This is a genomic window from Sinorhizobium garamanticum, from assembly GCF_029892065.1.
Lineage (GTDB): Bacteria > Pseudomonadota > Alphaproteobacteria > Rhizobiales > Rhizobiaceae > Sinorhizobium > Sinorhizobium garamanticum.
In genome coordinates this window covers 441,450-462,228 of the sequence record NZ_CP120375.1, presented here as the reverse complement: position 1 = coordinate 462,228, position 20,779 = coordinate 441,450, and the positions used below count along the sequence as shown (strand labels likewise).

Sequence of the window (20,779 nt, the reverse complement as noted above, 5' to 3'; positions counted from 1 at the left end):
ACTTCGGGTCTCTGATGCGCCAAGAGGAGCCAACCCCTTCATGTCCGCCAAGCCGATCTGCAGTATCTTGCCTGTCATAGTGATTCGATAAGAATGCGGGAGAGTTCATGCATTTAGCCGAGATATTCGCTTCCGGTTTTCGTTGCTTTGCAGCCGATGCGCCTTTGAATATCGGCTTGCAGCCCGGCCTGAATGTACTTGTCGGCCCAAATGATGCCGGCAAAAGCGCCGTTGTCGATGCGCCCCGCCACGTACTTTGGACACGCGGCGACGATTTTCTCCGGCTTGATGCAAGTGATTTCCACGTAAGGGCGGACGGGCAGCGCGAGACGGAACTTCTTATTCGCTGCAAGTTCGACAGTCTTACACCGGCTGAACAGTCCCGTTTTCTTGAATGGTGTTCTAATGAAGGGGGCACGCTGCGGCTCTATGTTTGCGTTCGCGCGACTTTACGCAGGCAGCGTGGGGGCGGTCATATAGTGATGACCCAGTATCGGGCCTGCAAAGATGCTGACGGCCCGCCCGTGGAAGGTGATCTACGCGAATATCTTCGGACGACCTATCTGCGCCCGCTGCGCGACGCGGAGCGTGAGCTTCGGTCGGGGAAGCGGTCTCGGTTGTCGCGAATACTTGGCGCAATGCCGATGATGGCTTCGCAAAGCGCGCCGGCAGCAGCCGGCGGGGCGGCGACTCTTGTTGATACGATGAAGGCGGCTGACGAAAGCGTTGAAAACAATGCCGCAGTCCAGAACATCGAGCAAGCCGTCAACAGGAGCTATCTTGAAAGTCTGTCCTTTGCGGACGATCCGCTCACGGCAACCCTGAGCCTGGGAGCAAAAGGTTCATTCGATCAATTGCTGGAACGGCTTGAGCTTTACCTCAATGCGCCGCCCGGTCAGATTGAACGTCTTAATCGCGGCCTCGGCTACAATAACCTGCTGTTCATGGCAGCCGAGCTTCTGTTGCTGCAATCCCACCCTGATCAGGTTCCGCTCCTTCTCATAGAAGAACCAGAAGCCCATTTGCATCCCCAACTGCAAACGCTGTTTATGCAGGTGCTTGAAGAACGGGCTGCGCCTCCAATGCAGGCTTCTCAACAGCAAGTGCAGGTTCTCTTGTCAACGCACAGCCCAACCCTGGCCGCCGGATGCAGGCTTGATGCGATGATCATGATCATCGGTCACAAGGCCTATCCACTAGCTCAGGGCAAGACCAACCTAGCTGCTGACGACTACGAATTCCTCAAGCGCTTTCTTGATGCGACCAAAGCGAACCTCTTCTTTGCACGAGGCTTGATAGTGGTCGAGGGCGATGCGGAAAACATTCTCCTTCCGGCTATCGCAAGGAGAATGGGCAGGCCGCTTGGCAAGCATGGCGTATCGATCATCAAGGTCGGTCACCGGGGATTGTTTCGGTACAGCCGCATTCTCCAGCGCGCTGATGGGACTGTTATGCCGGTTCCTGTGGCCCTGTTGCCGGATAGGGATATCCCGCCGGATGCTGCAGCCAAGATTGTAGGCGCGCGCAAGACGGAATCGACACTCTTCCCGGCCAAGAAGCAGCAGCACCTCGCTGGCCTGACGAAGGACGACGGTGGAAACGTGCGGAGCTTTCCCTCCGAACAATGGACGCTGGAATTTGACTTGTCGCGGATGCCGGATCTGGCTGCGCTGGTTCACGCCGCAGTGAAGCTCGTCAAGGGCGACCGCAGGAAAACGCGCGATCAAATCATTGCCGATGCGACGGCGAAGGTTGCTGCGTGGCAGGCTGGCGCCAATAAAACCGACGACGATGTCGCCGCCCTCATATTTGCTCCCATGGCCAAAAAAGGCGGGGTCTCGAAAAGTGAAGTCGCAGAACAGCTCGCCCGGCTTATCGATGAACTGCCTGACGCACCGGCCGTCTTTCGAGCGAAGCTGCCGCCCTACATCGCCAATGCGATAGATTATGCGACCAGTAGTCCAGCGCCGCCCGCCGCTGGTGCCGCATGATCACGGTAGCAGAACTGACGCCCGAAATCCTAGCAGCCCTAAGCGAAGAAATGGGAGGCTGCGACTTCTCACAGCCGAGCCAGAGAGCGTTTCTTTCTTCGGTTGCATCGTGCGATGTCCAAGCCGCACCAGGCAACGGGAAGACAACTTTGCTTGTTGCCAAACTGAGCTTGCTGTCTCGCACCTGGAATTCACGTTCGGAAGGCGTGTGTATCATTTCACACACCAATGCCGCACGCATCGAAGTGGAAAAGCGCCTTGCGTCTCATGCCAGTGCATCTGCATTTCTGAGTTACCCGCATTTCATTGGAACGGTTACGACATTCATCGACCGCTTTATCGCCCTGCCATATCTGCGCGGCCTTGGTTGGCCCCTTCGGCGAATTGACGATGCTGTATTCGCGGCAATCGCCAAAAGTAAAGTTGCAAGCCGGCCAAACCTGCGGGCCCTAGCAAGACGCCAGCCGAAGAACGTTGAGAACTGGGTTGCCAATTTGGAGTTCTCACCCGCCTTTAACTTCCAACCTGGGCCCGTGCCAGATCGCATCGGCATCCGCGTACTTCCGCGTCAAGTTGGCCCCCACACAGATAGTGGCGCAGAGCTTGAGCAAATCAAGGCGAGCATTACCAGGGACGGCTACTATCGGTTTGGCGACATGACGGCTCTTGCCGCACATGCAGTGGAGCACTGCCCTGGACTTGTCGATAAACTACGCGCGCGTTTCCCTCTGGTGATCCTGGATGAGGCCCAGGACACACATGGGCCTCAACTTGCCTTGCTGCGCCGGATATTCGATGGAGGCGGTGTAGCATTCCAACTCCTCGGCGACCAAAACCAGACCCTTTACGAAGATCCCACACTTGCGCCGGGCGATTACTGGCAGCCGGCAGTCGAGGCGATACCGCTCAATGAGACCCGGCGGTTCGGCGAACCGATTGCTGCTTTCGCCAGCCGCCTCACGGTGCGGCGACCACAGATAATAACCGGCGTGGAGAATAGTCCCGGCCAACGCCATCTGATCATGTTTAATGAAGCCAGAATCGGAGATGTCATTCCGACCTATGCAGCGAAGGTGCGGGAGCACTGGGGTAACCAGATCCTTGACGGTCACGAAACCTGGGCCGTTAGCTCGCGTCACAATTTATATCGTGACAGACGGGGAAGCTGGCCGAAGAGCCTTGTCGATTACCATCCAGCCTACCGTCCCGGATCATCCGGTAGCAGCAAACCAGCTTCATTTTGCGCAATCCTGAGGCAGGCAGCCACACTGCATGCAGCGTACGAAACACCGGCGCGCATTGCGGAACTGTTCTGTCAGTCTCTATCCGAACTTCTAAGCATAGCGGAATATCAAGGGTCTCACGGCAACAGGGTCAACAGCACCAATGTTTGGCGCATTCTCGCCGCCGACGGAGATAAGCACATTGCCACCCGTCATCTGTTGTACACGCACATCTTGAATGGCCAAGCGGTTTGGAGCGTCCAAGCCTGGCAAGAATTCCTGGGAGCCTTGTCGGCGGTTCTTGGCGTTGCCCTGGACGTCAACGGTGATGATGAGTGTGCTGCTTTCGTGGCGTTCATCGATCAAGGGGCGGATAATGCGGTAGCGGCCGGAGGGCAGATTTCACGAAACGCCGTCACCGTGAATGGCGTGCGGGTTCAACTGGGGTCGATCCATTCGGTAAAAGGACGGACAGTTGATGCCATCCTTGTTTTGGAAACGGAGATATACCGCGGCCAGGCGGCCGACCAGAGAGCTATGGATCTGACGACCGTCCTGCCGCACGCACTTGGTATAGAGAACCGTGACTTCGCGGCAAACGATGCCCATCTAACCGCGGCCACGAATGTCTTTGTAGGGATTACCAGGCCTCGAACCTTGCTCGCCCTGGGCGTTCGCAAGGAGAGTGTCAGTCCCGCCATGATGGAAGCCGCCGTCGAGCAGGGATGGATACTCCAGGATCTGACGGTTTGACCGCGCTTCACGGAACCGCGCCGTGGCAGAATGTATCGCTTGTGACAGATGAGGTATGACAACCACTGTTTTTTGATCCTCGTACGGACGTCGTAAGCTATTGTTATTTAATATGAAATTTTAGCGCTTCGACAACGTCGAAATTGTCGAGCGGCGAAAGAGATGTTGTTATAAATAGCGCAGTGTGACATCGAGGCTTTTTCGCAATGGAATCCATCTCTGCACTGCTGAGGCGTGTCGGCCCAACGCTCTCGACCGAATTGATCGCCGAGATGGCCAAAGACGGCGTCTCGCTTGCCTCCGCCCGGCAGCGCATTGCGCGCGGAGGCCCGGATGTCGTGCGGCTGGCGGGCCTTAGGTTCCCGCACAATGCCCGTTTCATTTACCTCCCGGAGCAGTTCGGTGATCAAGCGTATTGGCGGGCGGTTGAGCGTGTTTTCCAAAACCATGGCAAGGCCTACTGGAGCGCGATGGCCGGACTAAGGGCGCGCGGCGGCTGCTTTCCGCGGAAATACTTTGCCGGTGTCTGCGGCAGTCCCGCCGCACGGGTAAGGCAGCTTTCACCGGACCGCATATTGGAGAGGCTTTCCTCCATCCACATGCTGGAAGAAATCAGCGACCCCGAAACGGGTCAGCCGTTCGTGCAATTCAAACCCTATGTTTATAGGCGCGATGAAATTGCGACCATTCGCGCTCGACTGGTCGCTGAAAACGTCGTTCTCCACGGCATGAAGGAGTGGTGCCGCCGGACGGGCTTCGGCAGCTTCGACAGGGTACGCATCCGCGACGACGAAACGCTGCCAGTAGTTTCGTCTATCACGTGGGATATGTCGGCGCCGTGCTATGCACGCCCACTGGTCAAGGCGTCCGCCTCAGGTCTCAAGCCTGGATTCGTGGTCTGTGACGTCAATCTCCGGGGTGTTCTCGATGAGGATGCCGTCGCGACGTTTGTTCGCAAACATGACCTGGCATCAGCGCCAGCGAATGTCGCTCCCATTATGCCATTCCTCATCGCGGATGGCTTCACGACGGCCGGATTCAGCATGGCGAAGAGCAAAGGTGTTTTGGCGACAACGACGGCGCACCTTTTTGGCGGAGATGTAGCCAAGGCGCTGAGGGATCTAATCAGCCTTCTTTCTGATACGGGGAAGACAGCGTCTGTTAATCCCGAACATGTGGAACGCGTCCTGTCAAACCTGACCAGGATCGAGGGGGCGGCAAACAACCTACGCGGCGCCTTGTTCGAGATCGTTGTAGGCTCCTTGGTAAAAGACGTGGAAGGGGGATATCTGCGCGCAGGTGAAAAATGGACGGACTTCAGTTCCGGACGTTCGGCCGAGATTGATGTGCTGCTTGACCGCCCGGACGACAAAGGTGTCCTGATCATTGAATGCAAATCGAAGATCCCCGGAAGCAGGGTCAACCTTGAAGAAGTCCAGAAATGGCATGGCGATCGGGTACCGCTGCTCCATAGCATCATCCGCATGGATAGCCGCTTCTACAACAAGCCGTTGAGTTTTGAGCTCTGGACGAACGGGCCTATCGCGGACGACGCACTGGCCTGGCTACGCGAGCAGCCTGTACGAAGTGATCTCAGCATCGCGTGGAAAGACGGCGCAGAAATGAAAACATACACCGACAGTGCTGCGAATGCCGCCATCCGCAAAGCACTGAACGAACACTACTTCCGGCATCCTCTAGCGAAGATAGAAGGCGCGGCACGCCGTGCGGCTCAACAACCAACATCAGCCATAAATGTATGAGTCTCGATGCAGATCCAGTCGCGCAAGGTTGGGCTCGCCGACGGACGCTATTGAAAGACCTTAAGCATTTCCCGCGTTATCGGCGCAACGAATTTGACCTATATCATGCTGCTGCCCGTGCGGCTTCTTCTGGCACGCTGCGGATTCATCCCAAGCCAGCATGGTCAGCGGACGGGAGCTTGAGCTGTTTGCAGAAGTGGTCACAGCCAAAGGCTGAGCCTATAAACATTTGACACCCAGCAGCTTCACCATTTCTGACATCGCGTTTGAAATCATATGGAAGCATTATGTACGAGCGATGAGTTTCTTCCCGTCCGGCACCGGCAGGACTCTGGAACTTCTGTCCAACCCGATCTGTGCGGAGGCGCCGCGTATGTCCGCTTTCAGTGGAAGGTTCCGACTGCCCGAAATGACCGATAAGGGCGCCCTGCCGCCCGTCCGGACGGGGGCCGCAAGGGGACCGTCTGCTGACAAGCTAACTGCTCGAAAAGTGGACCTTGAAATCTTGCGAGGCCTTCCAAACATCCACTGGCGTTCAACATCGCCCGCGGCTCAGTTCAGCTCGTCTTCTAACTATCTCGACGAGCACTTACGGGTTTGCCTACCCTTCGGTCGAGGGCTCCTTTCTGAAAGTGCTGATCCGGATACCGTCACCAAACAACGTTGGCGCGAATGACGAGATAATCCTCCGTTCATTCAACCATAAAGCGAATTGTTCGTTAATCGGATCTCTGTCGATTCTTGGAGACTTTCCATAGATGACTATGTCGCGGTACGGCACGGGCAAACCTCGGAGCACATCGCGCACTTCGCCCATGGTCAGTACATCGTGCAACTTATTGAACAACGATAGTTGCAGCGATTCCGGGTAAGAGTTGAGAATGACCGCGCGAACGAAATCCGATCCGTAATCTTTTGCCACGATCTTTGACCGATCGAGGACAGGACCGATGGCAGTGGCAAGCGACGGATTTTTTGAAACAAGGTCTGGGTCAATATCGCCGATGATTGCCATTTTCTGACTATCGGCGAGATTGGAATTCAGTAACCTTTCGATGACTTTGGCGTCGATCGAGAACTCGTTTCGCTTGGTCCTGTAGTCCTTGAAATTCAATTCAATGAATAGGGCCTTATGCTCATCGTCCTCGAGCTTTACGAAATTGTCGACTGAGAAAGCAGCTCTGCGCTCCTCGATCAATATCCTGATCTTTGTCGGTCCAACCTCCGGCAGAACCGTGAAGGGCAACGGCAATTTGCGGACATGTAACCTATAGACTTCGTCCGGCAGCGCGTCATTCTCAATCACGAATTTCCGCAGCGCAAACGCATTTTTGCCGTTCGGGATTGCCTTCCGAGAGAGAGCCTCGCTCGCTTCACTCTGAAGATAGGCCGTGAGAACTTCGGGGCTGAAAGCCTCGCTGGTGAGAAACGCCAAGCAATTCTCCCAAGTGCTGCCGATCTTCTGTTCCTTAACCAGAGAGGAGTGAAACGCGGCCGGAACCCCTTCGAACGACGGGAAAGTCGCCGTCTGCATACTGAGGAACTCCGAACGAAGATCGAGACCTACCTCATCGTGGCCCAGCACCTCGATGATCGCGGACGGATCTTCGGCAGTGTTGTTTTCAAGTTTCAGCAAGACATCTCGGACGTAGGCCTCGAAACCGGAGCCGACATGCTTTAGCAGCGGACTGTAGTTGGCTTCACGCAGTGAGGAGAAATGCTTGGTATCCAGATCGCCAGGCGTTGGGAATTTGACGACCTGTTCCATGATGAGTTGAATGTTGCCAAGGGAAATCCGGTATAGCCCTTCCGCTGCGACGTACGAGACCACATCGTGATTATCAGCGATGGCTCGAATATCGGCTATTTCGACCTGAAGGGACTTCAGGATGCCCAGATCGAATTCAACGCGTTCGGCGAGAATCCTGCTCAGTTCTTGAGACGCAAAACGTGCCAATGTGAAGCCAGCGGGAGTTCCTTGCTTGATCGCACCATTTGGAGCGTGCGCAAGGATTCTTGCCGCGTGTGAGACTGCCAAATCACTTCTCAAGGCGGCCACTGTGAAAGCTGGCCATCTCCGGATCAGCGTGGAAACCAATCGATCTACATGCGCACCTCGGGCATAGTAGCTTTGGAAAAAGTCCTTGCATTCGTCGACGTGGCTGGCGATGAATTCGAGTGCGCTAGTGGTTTGAGCTGCGTACTCCTGGGGGTTTTCCAGCAAGCCATCGATGATGAATCGGTTGAGGACGTAGGTTCGTCCGAAATCATCCTCGCGCATCGAGGCAATGACTTCCGAGATGCTGTCCAACTGAAAATCGGGTTCAGGATTGCTGAAACTGCGGATCTGAATCAGGAATTTGTTGTCATTGCGCGACAGGCGCCCGCTGTGGAACAGTGAGGTGTACTGATAGTAGGTATCGTCCAGGTAACCTTCCAGAATGAGGAATTTCAGGAGATCCCGGCTCTCGCCGACCTCTGCAAAAACCTCTTCTATAAGCGCGGAGCTTTCCCTCACGACCTCATGGAATTTTCTTGTCCGAAGCAAAGACAGCTCAGCCTTAAGTTCCTGAGCCTTCTTTTCCATCTTCTCCCTGTGCTCAGGAGACTTGTGCTCGATTTGCGTCTTGCGTTCCGCGAAGGACCAATTTGGATCCACCGCCGCTTCTATCCCCCGAAGATCCACACGCGATTGTTGGCCAGCATTGTTCGTGACCCTCATAGGCGGCTGTGAGAAGAGATCATCGAACTGGGGATGCTGAGGTAGCGCAGCGAGCGCTATCTGGCCGAAACTTGGGTGCAAATGTGTGTAGTATTCTGGCACGCGTTCTACGATCGCCATGGCATAGATACGGTGGAGTTCAGCGAGATCCCTAGCGTACTGCTCATCGCTGCGGACTAGGTCTGCTTGGATCTGCTCTAGCTCAGAGCGGATCTTGTCTCGCGACTTCTCAACGAATTCATCGTACCGGTTCAGCACTTTGGATAGCGCACCTTCCCGACGGTGCAGCGCGGCGAAGTCCTTCGGAATGACGTTCTTGTATATCAGGACGGCGAGCAGCTTGTTTGGATCCAGTGCGCCATCTCCGTCTGCTCGGAGATTGGACGCGTAGATCACGTACTCGTTGAAGATATTCGCAATTAGCCTCAGATCACTCAGATATCGGGAAACCTCGCGAACGAAACGCCGATCAAGCCGCCGATCAAGATCGATACGCTGAGTATGTTCGAGGACCTTATCTATCGAGTTGGAATGGTTGATCACCGGAATGACGGGAACGATGAATTCGAAGAACTTGGTCCTGTCCGTGTTGATGAATATGTCGTCGCGGAGAGCGTAAAGGAATCGAATGCGCCGATGTATGTCGGCGTTCTCATTCACCAGCGCATTGATTTCGCGTAACGTCACGAAGATGTCGGGATTGTCGAACCGGTCCAAGTCTTCGATGACGACCAGGTCGTATTTGGTGGACTGGAAGAAGTAGATAATCTCGTCGAGGTGCCGATTGAGGATCGATTCCTCGTCCGCAGCCTTCGGGGCGATCTGAATGTCCTTGAGGGAAATGCTTTTCAGGGAAAGCCCCAGGCTTTTCAAATATGCGGTGTGAACCAGCCGCCAAACGAACAGCGCTGCAACAGCAAATGATACGATGTTGAACCAGTTGGACAGTTCCAACGGCTTGAAGAACTTCCCGGAAATCACATCGGATTGATTGGTGACGAGATACCAAAGGCAGAACACCCCTAGGCATACTGCCAAAGAACTGGCTGCGGACCATTTCTCTGGAATCTGAATCCTCTTGAAGCGCGACAGCGGCAGCTTGTTTGCGCCCGCGCCGTATAGGATCTGCTGCAGGATGCTTCGTTCGATTTCCTGTTTGCTGACCCGCACCCCAGGAACCTCGCCTTCCGGCAAGAAGGATGCCAACGACAGTTCCAGCTTAGGTCGTGGGTATTTCAACAGGAAGGACTTGATGACGCTGCTTTTTCCCGAGCCGTAGGGACCGGTCAATGCAATGTTCAGCACCTCGTCGTTGTTCGTGGCGAACTCTAATGCCTCGTGGTAGATCCCCGTCTGATCGGCGTTGCTTGTCGGCGCCAGATCAACAAATCTGCACACGGGGATTTTCTGAGGAGACTTCCAGAGGTGGCGTTTCCACATGCGTAGTAAAGAATACACTGAAACAATTCCGTGGCTCGGTTTACATCCCATCTCTAGCCGCGAACGTGGCAGCCTTTGAAGAAGGTGTATAGGAAGTCGGTGAGGTGGCAACGCCTTAATAAATAGAGATTTCAACTTTCCCGCGATATTTTGAGGCTTTACGATCGCGGCCGTCGACAGAACGGCTAGTCCAGTTGCGCTGTATAAATCATAGACCTATTTCTGCGGCTTCAATCGCAGGCTGGAAACGCGACAAGAGATAGGTCGGCGACGCAAATCGATAAGGTCTGTATTTGGCGCAAGAGACCGACCGCTTTCAATAGAGCGAGGGGGGTGATGTGAAGGACCGAAATGGGGCGCAAAGCGGCCCGGCATCCGCAAGTCGCTCAAGACCGACGGCATGTGGATGGTGGTCGAGCCGACGGCCGGCGACACACTTGAAGACAATATCAATCCCGTCGGGCGGCTCTACTACTCGGCCTCGACGATGAACTGAGTAGGGGAGCGCCCGCCCGGAAAGACTCTTCTCACCGGATTGAAGGCCATGATAAGAGCCCCCATGGGCATCAAGAACTATCTGATCGAGGGCGGTTCCGGCACTGGAAAAACGTCTGTCGCTACCGAACTGGAGCGGCGGGGCTACCATGTCGTCCATGGTGACCGGGTCTTGGCCTATGTTGGCGACCCCGAGACAGGCCAGGCACTCGCAGGGCCGCCCAAAGGCGCGGACCGCATGGTTTGGGGATACGCGCACTGGATCTGGCCGGTCGACAAGGTCCGGGCTATTGCTGCCGACACCACCCATCCTGTCATCTTCTTCTGTGGCGGCTCGCGCAATTTCCACAAATTCCTGGACCTATTCGACAAGGTTTTCGTGCTCGACATCGACCTTGAGACGTTGAACCGACGATTAGATGGGCGGCCGAATGAGCCGGGCTTCGAGCCGGCCGAGCGGGCGCTGGTACTCCGCTACCATCACACCCGGGAATATCTTCCCGCTGGCATCAATATCGACACGGCCGGTACCGTCCCGAGTATCGTCGACGATATCCTCGCTCAACTCCCCGGAAGCCCTGAAAGTATTGTGATTGCGGCATTGGCGCTTTCGTAGCCGACCGGCAGCTTTCAGAACGACAAACCGGGTGCCTTAACGACCGTCTGGGGCGCACATCGGTCGTCCGCGAAGCGTGGCGGGAATGACTGGACCCGGGCTCGAAGCAGTCTTTGCCCCATTGCCATATCAGACGGCTGCAAAAGTCGCTTCGTCTGGGCGGTATAAGAGCTTTTGAGATTTGCCGGCTTATAGCCGCCGGCAAGAGATTTCGGCCGCCCGCCCACACACCGTTGGTGACATAGGCTACAGCAGACAGCCCTCAGATGAGAAGCCAAGATCTTCCGTCATCAGGAGTTGCATTTCGCTCGCTCCGCTCGCACTCTGTCCGGATCGGCGCCGCTGACGCACCAATATATTCAAATATCGATTTCTCGCGGCAGAAAGGATCAATGATTCCCTTCGCGCCGCCCCTTTACTCCCTCAGCCGGAGCCGCCATGTCGTTTTCGGATCTCATCTATCGTCCCTTTGAGACGCTCATTCGTCCGCTCGATATTCCTTACACGCCGCTGCCGTCACGCGGGCCTTTCGCGCTGCTCGTGCATTTCGCCTCGATGTTCCGCGGCGTGCTCGCGGCCGTCGCCATCCTCATGATTGCCATCGAAGGCATCAATCTCGCGACGATCTGGGGCATTTCCTTCGTCGTGGACGGGGTGACCGCCAAGGGCGCAGCCGCTTTCCTCGAAGAGGATTGGCCGACGCTGGCCGTCCTCGGTGTGCTGATTTTCCCGGTGCTGCCGCTGCTGATCTTCCTCGGTAACACGCTGAACTCGCAGACGGTGGCGGTATGCATGCCGGCCGCGATGCAATGGCAGGGTCACAAGGCGGTGGAGCGTCAGGACCTCGCCTTCTTCCACGACCTGTTTGCCGGCCAGGTGGCCACGCGCATTTCCCAGGTCGCGTCCGCCGTGCAGCAGCAGATCGTCGTGGCCTTTTACCAGGTACCGCTCTTCTCGGTGCAGTTTGTCGGCTCACTCGTTCTGCTCGGCGCGCTGTCCTGGCCGCTGGCGCTTCCCGTCTTCGTCTGGATCGCGGCCAACATCGCGCTTGCGGCGGCAGCCGTGCCGCATTTTTCTGAGCGTTCGCGCAAGACCGCCCGCGCTCGCAGCCTCGTCGTCGGCGCCATGACCGACCTCTATAGCAACATCCAGATGGTAAAGCTGTTCGCGGCAGAAGACAGCGAGGCGGGCGCGATGCGCAACATCATGGAGAACGCCATCCAGACCCAGCAGCGCGAAAGGCGCATCCACTTGACGACCGACACGAGCGTCATCCTGGTCAATACTGTCCTCACACTCGCTATTTCCACCATAGGCTTCTGGGGACTTGTGGGCGGATTCGTCACCATCGGCCAGTTCGTCGCCTCGATCGCGATCGTGCTGCGGCTCAACGCCAACTCGCGTGCTTTCCTGCAGATGGGCCAGCAGATTTTCCAAGCGGTGGGAACGATCCGCGACGCCATGCCCGTCGTGACCACGCCGCCGACGATCATCGACATGCCGAACGCCAGGTCGCTCACGGTGACGGCCGGCGAGGTCAAGTTCAGGAACGTACAGTTTGAATACCGGCAGGGACAGGGTGTGATCGAAGGCCTGTCGCTCACCGTGCGCGCCGGCGAGAAGGTGGGGCTTGTGGGTCTTTCCGGCGCCGGCAAGTCGACCCTGGTCAGCCTGCTCCTCCGCTTCTTCGAGCTGAAGGGCGGCGCGATCTCCATAGACGGGCAGGATATACGCAGCGTCACGCAGGCGAGCCTGCGTGAGAGCATTGGCGTGGTCACCCAGGATGTGTCGCTGCTGCATCGCTCGGTCGGCGACAATATCCGCTACGGCCGGCCAAGCGCGTCGTGGGAAGAGGTGAAACATGCCGCGATACTGGCCGAGGCGGACGGCTTCATCGCCAATCTCAAGGACAGCGAAGGCCGCACTGGATACGACGCATTCGTCGGCGACCGCGGTGTAAAACTGTCCGGGGGCCAGCGCCAGCGCGTCGCCATCGCCCGCGTCCTGCTTAAGGATGCGCCCATTCTTGTGCTCGACGAGGCAACGTCAGCATTGGACAGCGAAGCCGAGGCCGCGGTGCAGGACAAGCTCGCCCTACTGATGGAGGGAAAGACGGTGATCGCCATCGCGCATCGCCTCTCCACCATTGCCAGCATGGACCGGATCGTCGTGCTCGATAAAGGCCGCATCATCGAGGAAGGAACGCCGTCGGTGCTACTCGAACGAGACGGGCTCTACGCACGGCTATGGAAGCGGCAGACGGGTGGCTACATTGCTGATAGGGTCGAGGCGACGCCTCTGTCGCCTTGAAGGAACATGTGGGCCCGCGAGCCTCCGGCTCGCGAAGGTCATTTGGTTGCGGTTAGAAAGCCGGCTATTCGGCAATCGCGCGACGCCCAATAGCGCCGCCCAGCAAATCTTGCCACAATCCTTGCGAGTTGATATTTGGAGATTCTCCCGGAATGCGCGTGAAGCAAGCTCCGGGACAGGAATGATCTTGCTGAGCGAGATAGGTCACCGATGCTGCCCTAAAGGCAACATAGTGGCAAAAAAGCAAAATAGCGTGGCAATCGACAAAAAAGGACTCCCAGAGCTGAAGTACGTGCATCCTTTTCAGGAGGGAAGCGGAAGGGCCCAAGAGGCGTTCGTTTGGCAGTTAGTCGACGTTTCGGTAATCACCAACCCGCGCATGATCGAGGCGTCAATCGAGACCACGAACGACCCGTCCAATCCGGTGATGAAACACGTCATTGAGGACGCGATGAACCCGGCCCGCAGGGGTGCATCCGATCCGCATTCGAAGACTTGCGGGTGGTCGGCGAGGAGCCCCTGCAACACCATGTTCGCACCGCCCGGCCGGGCGAGGAAATCACAGGAACGGTTCTCGGCCACGACAATCGCGTTGCCAGCCTTGTGACAGATCAAGGGATTGTCGTCGCCGATCGCGCGGACCTGCCGGAGAGGTTGCCAGACGACGAGGAAATTACCTTCACCGCCCGGTCGGACTTTTCCCTCCTGTTGCGAGAGCAGCCGGCGCAGGAGGCGCAATCGCAGGCGGCGCCAGCGAGGCAGCCCCAGCAGGACCATAACCCGGAGTTGATGGCGATCGAGGCGCAAATGGCGGCACAGCGCAGCCGTGAGCGCGACGACCACGATCGCGGGCGGTAACCGGCCAAGCGGCTTTTAAAACGGCAAGAGCTATCGTGAGCAGGCGGCGCCAATGCTCTACGCCCTCCCCTTCTGTTGGGTGATTTGACGGACAAGCTACGATAGCCCCTCCCCCACGCAACCGCTGGCGCGGTCCTTCACTCTGTTGCGGCCCTTCGGGTGCATGGGCTCGCTTCGGCTATCTCCGTTTTTTGCCGTCAACCAACGGAAGGAGACGGCAATGCAGAGCATCAAGGACACCTACCAGCGCATCACCGATGCCATCATCGAGCAGCTTGAAGCCGGCACAAAGCCGTGGATTCGGCCCTGGCGCGGAAACAGCCGCGGCTCCCTCGTTCCGTGCCGCGCAACAGGCGAAGCCTATCGCGGGATCAACGTCCTGATGCTGTGGCTTGCAAGCGAGCTCGCCGGCTACGAGGAAAACACCTGGATGACCTACCGCCAAGCTCAGGATCTCGACGGCCAGGTTCGAAAGGGCGAGAAAGGGTCCCTCGTCGTCAAGTACGGCACCTTCACCCCCAAGGAGCGCGAAGATGACGACGACCGCGCAATCCCGTATCTGAAGGGCTACACGGTCTTCAACGTCGAGCAGATCGAGAACCTTCCAGACCGGTTCTATCGACCCGTCGAGGAGCTGCCGGCGACGCCAGTCCCGCATCTCGAGACCGTGGAAACCTTCGTCCGCAACACCGGCGCGGCGATCACCTACGGCGGAACAACCGCGTGCTATCGTCCCGCCCCCGACGATATCCTCATGCCCGATCGGGCACGGTTCGTCGACGAGGTTCACCTTTACTCGACCTTGCTTCACGAAACGTCGCATTGGTCAGGCGCAAAGCATCGCCTCGACCGTGACTTGAGCGGCCGATTCGGCAGTGAAAGCTACGCCATCGAGGAGCTGGTTGCCGAGCTGTCCGCTTCGTTCCTCTGCGCCGATCTTGGAGTGGCCCACGATCCTCGCGACAACACTGCAACTTATCTAGAAAGCTGGCTCAAGGTGCTAAAGAACGACAAGCGGGCGATCATCACCGCGGCCGCCGACGCTCAGGCAGCAGCCGACTATCTGCATGAGAAGCAAAGGGCGCCGTCGCAGTGAGGGGCCTCAGATCAGTTTCGCGCTTCGAACGTGTCTGTGGACGGTTGCCGCGACGCAGACAATCGGTTTCGATTCAGCCTACTATTCAATCGGAGTTGACGACGGCCAACTTTTAGGTCGGCTGACCAAGTAAAGGTCCGCGTTGCCGAGATTTCCGAATGATGGCATCTTCGATACGCTTTTTACGGGAAAGATGCCTGAAAAGCGCATCGGAAGGAAATACCTCACGTGAATATTCAAACCGTCTCGACGATAGATGTCCGCGTCGAGCGGCACGCGAAACACCTTTCCAGGCAGCTAAAGCTGCTGCGTGGCGTTTGTTTCCGCCGCTATGGCAGAAGACACTCAGACCGTTGACGTCTGGTGAAGCTGCGCAAGTGGTGTGCGTCTCTGACGGGTATCTCCGCCAGCTTTCGATCGACGGCAAGGGCCGCACGCCGGAGGTCTCGTTGAACGGCAGACGATCCTACACAGTTGCTCAGAAAAACGAGCAGCGCCACCACATGGCCTTCAATTAAGCCGACGGACGCCATCACTTATCTCCTCGAAGGCGGCCAGGTGAGAAGCTCCAGACGATCGCGGTTACGAATTTCAAGATCGATCGGCAAACCACGACCACAATACCTCGCGCAATATCTTGCGCTGGCCGGCTATCGGGTGCTGGCGGTCGATCTCGATCCAAAAGCCTCGCCGACATCCATGCTTGGGGTGCAGCCGGAGTTCGACGTTGCGATGGAGAGACGCTGTATGAAGCGAAGCGATTCGATACGACGAGAAGCGACGGCCGCTGAAGGAGATCATCAGAAAGACCTGTTTCGACGGACTCGACCTCGTACCTGGAAATCTCGAGCTCATGGAATACGAGCATGAAACTCTGCGGGCACTGAACGAGCGCTCAAGAAACGGAGAAGTGTTCTTCAAGCGCGTCGGAGCGGCCATTGCGGAGGTTGAGCAGGAATATAACCTCGTCGTTATAGACTGCCCGCCGCAGCTCGGGTAACTGACTCTCGGCGCGGTCTGTGCCGCCACCTCTCTTCTCATCACAATTCATCCTCAAGTGGTCGACGTCGCTTCGATGTCGCGGTTTCTGCTCGTAACATCGGACCTGCTTTCCGTTGTCAGAAAAGCCGGCGGCGACCTTCAGCACGAGTTCATCAAGTACATCGTGACCAGGCACGAGCCGTTTGATGCGCCGCAGTTTCGGATCGTCGGGCTTCTGCGCAGCCTGCTCGGCACCGACGTGCTGACAGCCACCGAGATCGAAAAGGGCCAGGTGCGCAAGTCGACTTACGACCGGGCTCTGGACTCCGTTAATGCAAGCATTTCGCAAAGGGGCATCATTCGTCGTCCATCCTCTTCTCGAGGAATGCCTCGATCTCAAGCGCCAGATCGATCGGCTCATGGCCGACCGTCCGCACATGCAATTCCGGGTTCTCCGGGACCTCATAGGGCGAGGACACCCCGGTGAAGTTCGCAATCTTGCCGGCGAGCGCCTTCTCATAGAGCCCTTTCGGATCGCGACGCGCGCACTCGTCGAGCGGGGTATCGACGAATATCTCGATGAACTCGCGCTCGTCCATCAGCTCTCGCGCCATGCGCCGTTCGTCGCGGAACGGAGAAATGAAGGACACGAGCACGATCAGGCCGGCGTCGGCCATGAGCTTGGCGACCTCGGCCACGCGGCGGATGTTCTCGACGCGATCCTCTTCGGTAAAGCCGAGGTCCCGATTGAGCCCGTGGCGCACATTGTCGCCGTCGAGCAGATAGGTGTGCTTGCCGCGCGCATGCAGGATCCGGTCCAGCGTGTTCGCAATCGTCGATTTGCCGGAGCCGGAAAGGCCTGTGAACCAAAGCACGGCAGGCCGCTGGTTCTTCATCGCGCTGCGCGCGCCCTTGTTCACGTCGAGCGCATGCCAATGGACATTGTCGGCGCGGCGCAGCGGGAAGTCGATCATGCCGGCGCCGACGGTGGCGTTCGTCACCCGGTCGACGAAGATGAAGTTGCCTGTCGCCCGGTTGTCCTTGTAGGCGTCGAAGGCAATTGGCGTCTGCGTCGAGATGTTGCAGACGCCCACTTCGTTCATCTGCAGCGACTTCGCCGCCTCGCGTATGAAGCTGTTGATGTTGACCTGGTGCTTGAGCGTCGTCACCGTCGCGCTGACGCTGTCCGTCTCGGTCCTGAGAATGTAGCTGCGCCCTGGCATCATCGCATTGGCGTCGAACCAGATAACATGCGCCTGGAACTGGTCCGCCACGAAGGGCCGCGAGCCGGGGGCGACGAGCATGTTGCCGCGCGAGGCGTCGACCTCATCCGAAAGCACGAGCGTTACAGCCTCGCCCTCCCCCGCCGTCTCGACGTTGCCGTCATAGGTGACGATCGCCTTGACTGACGAGCGTTGCCCGGATTTCGCGACGACCACCGGATCGCCGACCGAGATCCTGCCGGACGCAACCTGTCCGGCATAGCCGCGGAAATCCGCGTTTGGCCGCATGACCAGTTGGACCGGGAAACGGAACGGCTTCTCCCGATCGGGCGGGTCGAGTTCAACCGTCTCCAGATAATCAAGCAGAGCCGGCCCCTTGTACCAGGGCGTGTTCGCGGAAGCCGAGATGACATTGTCGCCGTAACGGGCGGAAATCGGGATCGGCCGAACACTGGCAAAGCCGAGTTCCTTGGCAAAGACCAGGTAGTCTTCGACGATCTCGTCGAATACCTGCTGGCGGAAGTCGACCAGGTCGATCTTGTTGACCGCCAGCACGACATGCCGGATGCCGAGCAGCGAGGCGATATAGGAATGGCGCCGTGTCTGCTGGAGAATGCCCTGGCGGCTGTCGATCAGGATGATGGCGAGATCCGCGGTCGAAGCGCCGGTCACCATGTTGCGCGTATATTCCTCGTGGCCGGGCGTGTCGGCGACGATGAACTTGCGCTTCGACGTGGCGAAATAGCGGTAGGCGACGTCGATGGTGATGCCCTGTTCACGTTCTGCCTCGAGCCCATCGAGAAGCAGGGCCAGATCGATCTCCTTCCCGTTGGCGGCGCCTGGGCTGCCGACGCGGCCGAGATTTGCCAACTGATCCTCGAAGATCAGCTTCGCATCGTAAAGCAAGCGTCCGATCAGGGTCGACTTGCCGTCGTCGACAGAGCCACAGGTGATGAATCTCAGGATCGACTTGTTGTCGTGCTCGGCCAGATGCGCCTCGATGTCATGCGGCGGCATGGTTTGAAGATACGACATCAGAAGTACCCCTCCCGCTTCTTTTTCTCCATCGCCCCGACCTCGTCCGTGTCGATCAGGCGACTCTGCCGTTCGGATGTGCGCACAGTCAGCATTTCTCGCAATATGTCCGGAAGCGTGGCAGCCTCGGATTCGACCGCCCCGGTCAGCGGATAGCAGCCGAGCGTGCGGAAACGCACCAGGCGCTCCGCGACCTCCTCGCCAGGCTGGATCGGCATGCGGTCGTCATCCACCACGATCAGCATGCCGTCGCGCCGCACGACCGGTCGCCGGGCCGCAAAATAGAGCGGCACGATCGGAATGTTCTCGCGCAGGATATATTGCCAGACGTCGAATTCGGTCCAATTGGAAAGCGGAAAGACGCGCATCGTCTCGCCGTTGCCGACCCGCGTGTTGTAGGTCTTCCACATCTCGGGACGCTGGCGCTTCGGGTCCCAGCCGTGCTGGGCGCTGCGGATGGAAAAGACGCGCTCCTTGGCCCGCGACTTCTCCTCGTCGCGTCGCGCTCCCGCGAGGGCCGCGTCGAACCCGTATTTCTCCAGCGCCTGCCTAAGCGCCATCGTCTTCATGACGTGGGTGTGGACGTTGGACCCGTGCGTGAACGGCCCGATGTCCTGATCGATTCCGTCCTGATTGACGTGCACCAGGAGATTGAACCCAAGCTCGCGCGCCATTCGCTCGCGAAACGCAATCATCTCCCGGAACTTCCATCTGGTGTCCACATGGAGAAAGGGAAAAGGCGGTTTGGCCGGGTAGAACGCCTTCATTGCAAGATGCAACAAAACGGACGAGTCTTTTCCAATGGAATAAAGCGCGACCGGATATGAAAACGTTGCAACGGCTTCTCGAATGACATGAATGGCTTCGGCTTCAAGCCGACGGAGATGAATAAGAGACAATTTATCGCCTTGTTTTTACTCTGTATTCGACTTACGCCCCATCGACGAGGTCGTGAAAGCTGAAACCTGATGTGGCCGTCGCCTTTCGGCTCACGTTATTTGGCCGTTCACTTGGAATGACGTGCCCTTACTACATCTTCCCCGAATACCAGAACTGCATTCATGCTGCCCATGCCGAAGGCGTTCCTCATGGCGACGCGCACCCCGCGTCCCAGCCGCCGAAGCCGAGCCCACGGTTGCGCCGAAGCGATGCGCATTTTTCGCATCGCAGGAAAGCCCGGGCCCATCGAAGGGCTTTCTACACATCCGAAATTATCTACTGCGAGCGGAGTTCCTCCCGCGCCTACTCCGTGCGACACGGCAGCCGATCCGGATCTGGTTCAAGATGTGCTATGCCCGCACAAGATGGCCGCAAGGGCCAACATCTCCCCTGGCGCATGACCATGCTCAAATCATTGCCATGCCGCCGTTCACGTGAATGGTCTGGCCGGTGACGTAGGCCGCTTCAGTGGAAGCGAGATACGCGACGGCGGACGCGACTTCGGCGCTAGTGCCCATGCGGCGGGTGGGGATCGCCGCCATGATAGTCTCCTTCTGCTTGCCATTGAGCTTGTCGGTCATAGCCGATTCGATGAAGCCCGGGGCGACGCAGTTTACGGTAATGTTGCGTGTAGCGATCTCCTGCGCCAGAGACTTGGAGAAGCCGATCATACCGGCCTTGGAGGCGCAGTAATTGGTCTGGCCAGGATTGCCGGTCACGCCGGCGACCGAAGTGATGTTGATGATGCGGCCATTCCGGCGGCGTATCATCGGACGGGTGAGCTCCCGAGTTAGCTCGAACACCGCGGTGAGGTTGACCTTCAGGACACAGTCCCAGTCGGCGTCTGCCATGTGCACGAACAGGCCGTCCTTGGTGATGCCGGCATTGTTGACGAGGATGTCGACGCCTTCGAGATCGGCCTCCGCCTTCTGAGCTAGCGCCTTGACCTCGTCACGATTCTCCAGATTAGCTGGGAACAGCTTGACGCGGTCCCCGAGCTCAGCGGCAAGCATCTCCAATTTCTCAACGCGGGTACCGTGCAAGCCGACAATAGCACCCTGCGCATGTAGCGCGCGGGCGATCGCCTCGCCGATACCTCCCGATGCGCCGGTGACGAGCGCCTTACGGCTGGTCAATTCGAACATGTCTTATCCTCTTCTCAATCATGCAGGCTGGTGAATTCGGTTAACTTTTAAAGCCGCCGCGCCAGAACTCCTCGACGGCGCTGAGTCACCCGGGCACTCAAGCGCCAGCGGCGCCGCCTACTAACGGCGGCGACGTCGCGGTTGATGCGCCGCGCCAGGCCAGACAGCACCTTGGCGGCGCCGATTCGT

Annotated in this window: 10 protein-coding genes and 3 pseudogenes; 9 read left to right on the top strand and 4 right to left on the bottom strand. The window is 57.9% G+C overall.

Annotated features, from left to right (window positions below):
• Nucleotides 1–107: 107 nt before the first annotated feature.
• From PZN02_RS31350 to PZN02_RS31340, 3 genes are all read left to right on the top strand, one after another.
• A complete protein-coding gene (locus PZN02_RS31350; protein WP_280663441.1) occupies nt 108–1,991 on the top strand; it encodes an ATP-dependent nuclease in 1,884 nt (627 codons plus the stop codon).
• Nucleotides 1,988–3,967, top strand: coding sequence for a UvrD-helicase domain-containing protein (locus tag PZN02_RS31345; RefSeq protein ID WP_280663440.1), 1,980 nt, complete (start codon nt 1,988–1,990; stop codon nt 3,965–3,967). The genes PZN02_RS31350 and PZN02_RS31345 overlap by 4 nt, the downstream gene beginning before the upstream one ends.
• 206 nt (nt 3,968–4,173) lie before the next feature.
• A complete protein-coding gene (locus tag PZN02_RS31340; RefSeq protein ID WP_280663439.1) occupies nt 4,174–5,730 on the top strand; it encodes a hypothetical protein in 1,557 nt (518 codons plus the stop codon).
• A gap of 601 nt (nt 5,731–6,331) precedes the next feature.
• Here PZN02_RS31340 and PZN02_RS31335 read toward each other — a convergent pair.
• Complete coding sequence (locus PZN02_RS31335) at nt 6,332–9,850, bottom strand: YobI family P-loop NTPase (protein ID WP_280663438.1); 3,519 nt, start codon at nt 9,848–9,850, stop codon at nt 6,332–6,334.
• Between the two features lie 415 nt (nt 9,851–10,265).
• Here PZN02_RS31335 and PZN02_RS31330 point away from each other — a divergent pair.
• From PZN02_RS31330 to repA, 6 genes and pseudogenes are all read left to right on the top strand, one after another.
• Nucleotides 10,266–10,382 (top strand): annotated as a pseudogene (locus PZN02_RS31330) (SAM-dependent methyltransferase); the annotation flags it as partial.
• 69 nt (nt 10,383–10,451) lie between these two features.
• Nucleotides 10,452–11,003, top strand: a complete 552-nt coding sequence (locus PZN02_RS31325; protein ID WP_280663785.1) for an AAA family ATPase — start codon at nt 10,452–10,454, stop codon at nt 11,001–11,003.
• A 438-nt stretch (nt 11,004–11,441) separates the two neighbouring features.
• Nucleotides 11,442–13,313: an ABC transporter ATP-binding protein gene (locus PZN02_RS31320; protein WP_280663437.1), complete on the top strand. Its 1,872-nt coding sequence runs from the start codon at nt 11,442–11,444 to the stop codon at nt 13,311–13,313.
• Nucleotides 13,314–13,581: 268 nt separating this feature from the next.
• A pseudogene (locus tag PZN02_RS31315) lies at nt 13,582–14,171 on the top strand (cell filamentation protein Fic); the annotation flags it as partial.
• 220 nt (nt 14,172–14,391) lie between these two features.
• Nucleotides 14,392–15,267 (top strand): ArdC family protein, encoded by an 876-nt coding sequence (locus PZN02_RS31310; protein WP_280663436.1) that lies wholly within the window; start codon nt 14,392–14,394, stop codon nt 15,265–15,267.
• 228 nt (nt 15,268–15,495) lie between these two features.
• Nucleotides 15,496–16,588, top strand: a pseudogene (gene repA / locus PZN02_RS31305) (plasmid partitioning protein RepA); the annotation flags it as partial.
• Nucleotides 16,589–16,604: 16 nt separating this feature from the next.
• On the opposite strand, the gene nodQ reads toward repA, so the two are convergent.
• The 3 genes from nodQ to fabG all read right to left on the bottom strand — a co-directional run bounded on the left by nodQ (nt 16,605) and on the right by fabG (nt 20,590).
• Nucleotides 16,605–18,506, bottom strand: a complete 1,902-nt coding sequence (gene nodQ / locus PZN02_RS31300; RefSeq protein ID WP_280663435.1) for a bifunctional sulfate adenylyltransferase/adenylyl-sulfate kinase NodQ — start codon at nt 18,504–18,506, stop codon at nt 16,605–16,607.
• Nucleotides 18,506–19,405, bottom strand: a complete 900-nt coding sequence (gene cysD, locus PZN02_RS31295; RefSeq protein WP_280663434.1) for a sulfate adenylyltransferase subunit CysD — start codon at nt 19,403–19,405, stop codon at nt 18,506–18,508. Before cysD ends, nodQ begins: the two co-directional genes overlap by 1 nt.
• A 447-nt stretch (nt 19,406–19,852) precedes the next feature.
• Nucleotides 19,853–20,590, bottom strand: a complete 738-nt coding sequence (gene fabG / locus PZN02_RS31290) for a 3-oxoacyl-[acyl-carrier-protein] reductase (RefSeq protein ID WP_280663433.1) — start codon at nt 20,588–20,590, stop codon at nt 19,853–19,855.
• Nucleotides 20,591–20,779: the final 189 nt, after the last annotated feature.

Excerpts from the sequence above, each read along its gene's own strand:
- PZN02_RS31325 (WP_280663785.1), top strand. The coding sequence starts at position 10,452 with ATGGGCATCAAGAACTATCTGATCGAGGGCGGTTCCGGCACTGGAAAA.
- PZN02_RS31320 (WP_280663437.1), top strand. The coding sequence starts at position 11,442 with ATGTCGTTTTCGGATCTCATCTATCGTCCCTTTGAGACGCTCATTCGT.
- nodQ (WP_280663435.1), bottom strand. The coding sequence starts at position 18,506 with ATGTCGTATCTTCAAACCATGCCGCCGCATGACATCGAGGCGCATCTG.
- PZN02_RS31345 (WP_280663440.1), top strand. The coding sequence starts at position 1,988 with ATGATCACGGTAGCAGAACTGACGCCCGAAATCCTAGCAGCCCTAAGC.
- PZN02_RS31350 (WP_280663441.1), top strand. The coding sequence starts at position 108 with ATGCATTTAGCCGAGATATTCGCTTCCGGTTTTCGTTGCTTTGCAGCC.
- fabG (WP_280663433.1), bottom strand. The coding sequence starts at position 20,590 with ATGTTCGAATTGACCAGCCGTAAGGCGCTCGTCACCGGCGCATCGGGA.
- PZN02_RS31310 (WP_280663436.1), top strand. The coding sequence starts at position 14,392 with ATGCAGAGCATCAAGGACACCTACCAGCGCATCACCGATGCCATCATC.
- PZN02_RS31340 (WP_280663439.1), top strand. The coding sequence starts at position 4,174 with ATGGAATCCATCTCTGCACTGCTGAGGCGTGTCGGCCCAACGCTCTCG.